Source organism: Moorena sp. SIO4A5, assembly GCF_010672005.1.
Classification (GTDB): domain Bacteria; phylum Cyanobacteriota; class Cyanobacteriia; order Cyanobacteriales; family Coleofasciculaceae; genus Moorena.
The window spans coordinates 1-4,781 of the sequence record NZ_JAAHHZ010000359.1; the positions used below are offsets into that span (position 1 = coordinate 1).

General features: G+C 41.2%; 4 protein-coding genes and 1 pseudogene. 3 read left to right on the forward strand and 2 right to left on the reverse strand.

What is annotated here, in order from left to right; all coding sequences use genetic code 11:
- The first annotated feature begins 132 nt into the window (after positions 1–132).
- Both F6K57_RS36965 and F6K57_RS36970 read left to right on the forward strand, forming a co-directional pair.
- The gene (locus tag F6K57_RS36965; RefSeq protein ID WP_293030295.1) at positions 133–828 is read left to right on the forward strand and encodes a hypothetical protein; all 696 of its coding nucleotides are present in this window, start codon (positions 133–135) and stop codon (positions 826–828) included.
- A gap of 115 nt (positions 829–943) precedes the next feature.
- The gene (locus F6K57_RS36970; RefSeq protein ID WP_293030292.1) at positions 944–1,315 is read left to right on the forward strand and encodes a hypothetical protein; all 372 of its coding nucleotides are present in this window, start codon (positions 944–946) and stop codon (positions 1,313–1,315) included.
- 811 nt (positions 1,316–2,126) lie between these two features.
- On the opposite strand, the gene F6K57_RS36975 is transcribed toward F6K57_RS36970, so the two are convergent.
- Positions 2,127–3,323, reverse strand: coding sequence for an ISAs1 family transposase (locus F6K57_RS36975; protein ID WP_293073253.1), 1,197 nt, complete (start codon positions 3,321–3,323; stop codon positions 2,127–2,129).
- A gap of 133 nt (positions 3,324–3,456) precedes the next feature.
- On the opposite strand from F6K57_RS36975, the gene F6K57_RS36980 reads away from it, so the two are divergent.
- Positions 3,457–3,744, forward strand: coding sequence for a transposase (locus F6K57_RS36980; RefSeq protein ID WP_293030485.1), 288 nt, complete (start codon positions 3,457–3,459; stop codon positions 3,742–3,744).
- A 348-nt stretch (positions 3,745–4,092) separates the two neighbouring features.
- On the opposite strand, the pseudogene F6K57_RS36985 reads toward F6K57_RS36980, so the two are convergent.
- A pseudogene (locus F6K57_RS36985) lies at positions 4,093–4,649 on the reverse strand (IS4 family transposase); the annotation flags it as partial.
- Positions 4,650–4,781 lie beyond the last annotated feature (132 nt).

Consider the following 4,781-nt stretch of genomic DNA (forward strand, 5'->3'; position numbering starts at 1 on the left):
CTTTGGAGGCATTTCGGAGTGCCATATCTTACCGTTTTGTATGTTGGCTGCAGGAAAATATGGACGTATTTTTAAGATATAAAGCGAGTTTAGGCTTGATTTGGGCTTGATTTTTGCTAAAGTCCCATTATCATGAAAATGATAGCAAAAGAATACCAAAAAATCCTGGAAAAAGAACTCAACCGCAGTACTTATCTATTACTAACTCTAGTTGTAGCAAGTCTTCAATTATTTAAACAAGTGAAGTTAGAGTGGTTAGCCGAAGCACTACCATTCCCAATTTTGTTTGAAAGTCGTCGGCAGAAATTACGGCGTTTCTTGAGAAATAAAAACTTAGGTGTGGAGAAAATTTGGTTTCCCTGTGTAAAGTGTCTATTAAGGAGTATGTTTAAACCCTCCGATACGATATATCTGGCCTTAGACAGAACAAGCTGGGGAGAAATAAATATCTTGATGGTAAGTATAATTTGGAACCACAGAGCATGGCCAGTATATTGGATTTTTTTATCAAAAAAAGGAAGTAGTAACCTCAAGGAACAGCAAGAGGTATTAGGGAAAAGTATTGAGCTGTTATTAGGGCAAATAGATGAGTATATAGTGTGTGTGCTAGGAGATAGAGAATTTTGTTCACCGAAGTTGGGCTTTTGGCTATCAGAAAAAGGGACATACTTTTGTTTAAGACAGAAATGCGATACAAAGATTAAAGTCAAAAAGGGGTTATATAAGGAACTAAGAGAGTGGGGTTTAACTCCTGGGATGAAGCTTTTTATCAATGACCGACAGGTGAGCGACGCAAACCGGCTTTGGGACTTTCAATATTGCGGCTAAGTGGAAAAGGAACTACAAAGGCTTTAAGACAAAAGAACCTTGGTATATCTTAACTAACTTAGTTGATTTAAAAACAGCTATTCTAGCTTACCAAAAGCGTTTTGATATTGAGGAAATGTTTCGAGATTTTAAATCAGGTGGCTATAATCTTGAAGGCTCCAAGCTCAAACATCAACAGCTTAATAAACTACTTATTGTCGTTGCTATTGCTTATACTAGTGCCCTGCTCCAAGGTCAGCACATTAAGAGTATTGGCATTCAAAAATATGTAGCACGACCGGAAACTTCCTCAACCTCACAACGTAGACATAGCTCTTTTTATATTGGTCAACATCTTCATCATTGGCTCCGCCTACAGCAATTGTGCCAACAAACTTTGTCTGAACTTTTGCAAATTAATCGTCGTTGGATTCTCCATTACAATCAGGGCAAACGTGCCATTGAGCTTGCCCTATCTAGTTTTCAATCCCCTTTGTCGCCCTGCTAGCAAAATCCCCCCCTTATCAGATTTGATTCGACAAAAGGCTATAGAGCATGGACTGGTGGGTAGCCCTGCCTGATAAATTGCTGATCCAATCTGTCAACCAGCGGTTATTGAGAAATTGCGAAATATGCCATCAATTATCAAGCGATGTTGACTATTGCCTCTATATTACTCTGGCTTTAGTTGAAATCTTCTTTCTCCTGTTGCTGGTGATATCGATCACAGTTCCATGGTGATCTTTTAACTTTGCAGACACGCCCTAGAACCATTCACGGAATTTATCAAATCTATGTTGTCAGAGCATCCATCATTAACTCTGTCGGAAATGGTGGAAATACTTGAAAAAGAGAAAAAAATTACTGTCCACATTACTACTTTGAGTCTAATCTTAAAAAAACTTAACATAACGCGAAAAAAAAAACGCTATATGCTAGTCAAGCCAAAAGGTCAAGGGTAGCTATATTAAGATGTCTTTATTGGCAGAAAATTACGAATTTTTTAGTAAAAAACCTAGTCTTTTTGGATGAAATTTTAACTTAGGTAAAAAGCGCATTTATGGCCGTTATAAAAGAGGGACTAGAGTTGTCGATTATCGGCCTTATTACAGAGGGAAAAATATCACAATAATCAGCAGGGTAATCGCATCTAAATCGACCCTCAAAATGCTCTAACACTCCCTAAAACTTGATTATCCTCTGAACTGACCAAAGTCAACTAATTGAGTGGTCTTGCACCGGTTCGGCGTTTATGATCTAGGGCTTGACCGAGAACACAGACCTCGATTACCTCTTCCAACTCACCTGCTCAGTGGTGATCAACTACGACTAACACCTGACTTACCGGCACTGGCAGCCAGGATTTCCATCAGGAAGTTATTGTCCATCCCAGCTCGGTAACGCTTCATCTTCAGACTCTGTTTGGAGGGTACCTGCTTGAGTAAACTAACACTTAAACGTCGCAACAATCCCAGGTTCTGTGCCGCATATCCTTGACGAATCCGACTAGCATCTTCGCCAAAGGTGACATCAAGCACCCAATGCAGACTGTTCTCAATACTCCAATGGGAGCGAATCACCGAGTTGTGTCGCTGGGCATCGCCTTCCAGGCTGCTAATGTAAAACCGCACTTCAAACCTGGTTTTGTTCCATAACTTCTGGGTACTCTTGACCATGACAACCGTCTCTAAGCCCGCCCATTGACCTTGCCGAGGCAGTGGTGGTAATTGACTCACGGGCACGACCCAAACTTGGCGAGTTTCTATGCGATGATGTCCACTGTCTATGGTTTCATCGTAGCTGTACTCAATCCCCTGCCAGTTGTGGGCTTGTGCTTGCTCGAACCAAGCCTCTACTTGTTGGCTGAGCTGACCCTGGTTGCCTTTGAGTGCCAAGACATAGTCGCCTTCTGCCTGCTTGATTTGCCGAGCTATGGCGATTTGGGTGCCCATGGCATCAAGGGTGACTACCGCCCCCTTGAGGTTCAGCAATTGCAGCAGGAGCGGCACTGCTGTGATTTCATTGGATTTGCTCTCCACTTTTTGCTGAGCTAAAACCAGCCCATGTTCACTGCTCCAGGCACTCACACTCTGTAACGCCTTCAGTTGACCAGCTCGGTCATAGGAGCCTTTGGTGGTCTTGCCATCGATATGAATCAACTTCAGGGCTAATTTCTCAGTAATACAGCTGACCCAACTCAAGAAACTCGTCTCGAGCTCCTGGGGGTCTAGCAGACCAAACACCCGACCAAAGGTATCGTGTGACGGAATCCCATTGGGCAACTCTAAAAACGTCTCCAGCCACACTTGCTTAGCTTTACCGTAGGTTTCGATGGCCACAAACCCATCGGCACCGGAGAGCACCGCCAAAATGGCAATCGTGATCATGGCCACCAAGGAATGTTTCTGGGTTCGCTCCACTCGGGGATCTCGCAAGTGCTGAAAATGCTTCAGAACACTGTTTTTCAAGATTAACGCTTCACGCTCCTGCTGAGCCTTCACAAAGCCTTTTGCCATAATGACTGACTAGAGAATGCAAATCTTGGCAAATCCAACGGTTAACCGCAACATCCGCTCTGGGACAACCTTGAACACTGACTGGCTATCATACCTATACTCCCTGTAGTTTGTCAAGTACGATTTATACCAAATTAGATGCGATTACCCTGCAATAATCAGTGCACTTTCCTACCAAGCAATCTTAGGTACTATGACCTTAAATGGTTCGATGAATCCTCAAGGTTTTCTAACTTATAGAAAACCAGTTTTAGCACCATCATTATGGCCTGGCGCTGTGGTAATTATGGATAATTTTCCCACCCATAAAAACCAAAAAGTTGTAGAAATATTATCTACAGTTGGAGCTAGCGTTTTCTTTTTACCTCCTTATTCTACCGATTTTAATCCGAGGGAAAAATTTTGGTTTATTTTGAAATAATATTTACGTTCATTAGTCCCGATGACTAGAGATGAGTTAGAAAAAGGTCTAGTTGATTGTTGTGATTATTTGACTAAAGAACAAATTAAAAAACTTTTTTATTATTGTTGTTATTGTAACTAAGTTAAGTGCAAACCGCTATATGTTACCATTATGTCCTAACTATCCCTTTTTTGGCTATATAAGTAATCTAGCCCTTAGACCTCGTTGATAATACTTTCGTGTCTTGATGCAGTCGCTCATGGGGGAAACCACGGCAGTTGCTCATGGGGGGAACCCCCAAGACCGCACTGCCTCCCCAAGACCGCGCTGCATCGCTTATTAGGATGCGCGTCTCATTAATTCGGTTACTAATTCTAGACAAACATCTTTGAAGTTAACCCAGGTTTGACCATATAAACCAACGTAAAAACTGCTATGTCTTCTCTCCAATCGGCCAGATTATTTTACACGAACCACATAGTTTTGGATTCCTTTACGTTTAATGTTATGACCTTGAATAGTTGCAGAAGTATAAGCTATAGTCATCAATAAAACTAGATAAATAAAGCGTTTACCTTCAACGTTAGTCTTTTCTAAATTATAACCACCTGTCTTAAAATCTCTAAACATTTCCATGCCTCGCTTCGCTCGCCAGGCTTCGCCAACGAATCAAATCTTTGTTTGTAAGCTGAAATAGCCGAATTTAAGCTATCCAAATTTGTCAAAATAAACCATCCTTCTTTTGGGGCTACTCCGTTAAGTTTACGTTTCCATTTAGCGGCAACATTAAAACTTATAAAACCACGATTATTCGTGACTTTAATTCCTTTAATAAATAAAGACACTCCAGGTACTAGACCTAAATCATTTAATTTAATCCAACTATTTTTTTGATATTCAACTAACTCATTCTTTTTTAAACGCAAACGGCTTTGTTGCATGAATGATGAAGGGGTCAAAATGCTCCCCCTCTCAGGAGCAGTTTTAAGCATTATGGGCATAGCTATCAGGCATACCCAAATGGGTCATAGGATTGAGGGCAGCACAAGCAAGTA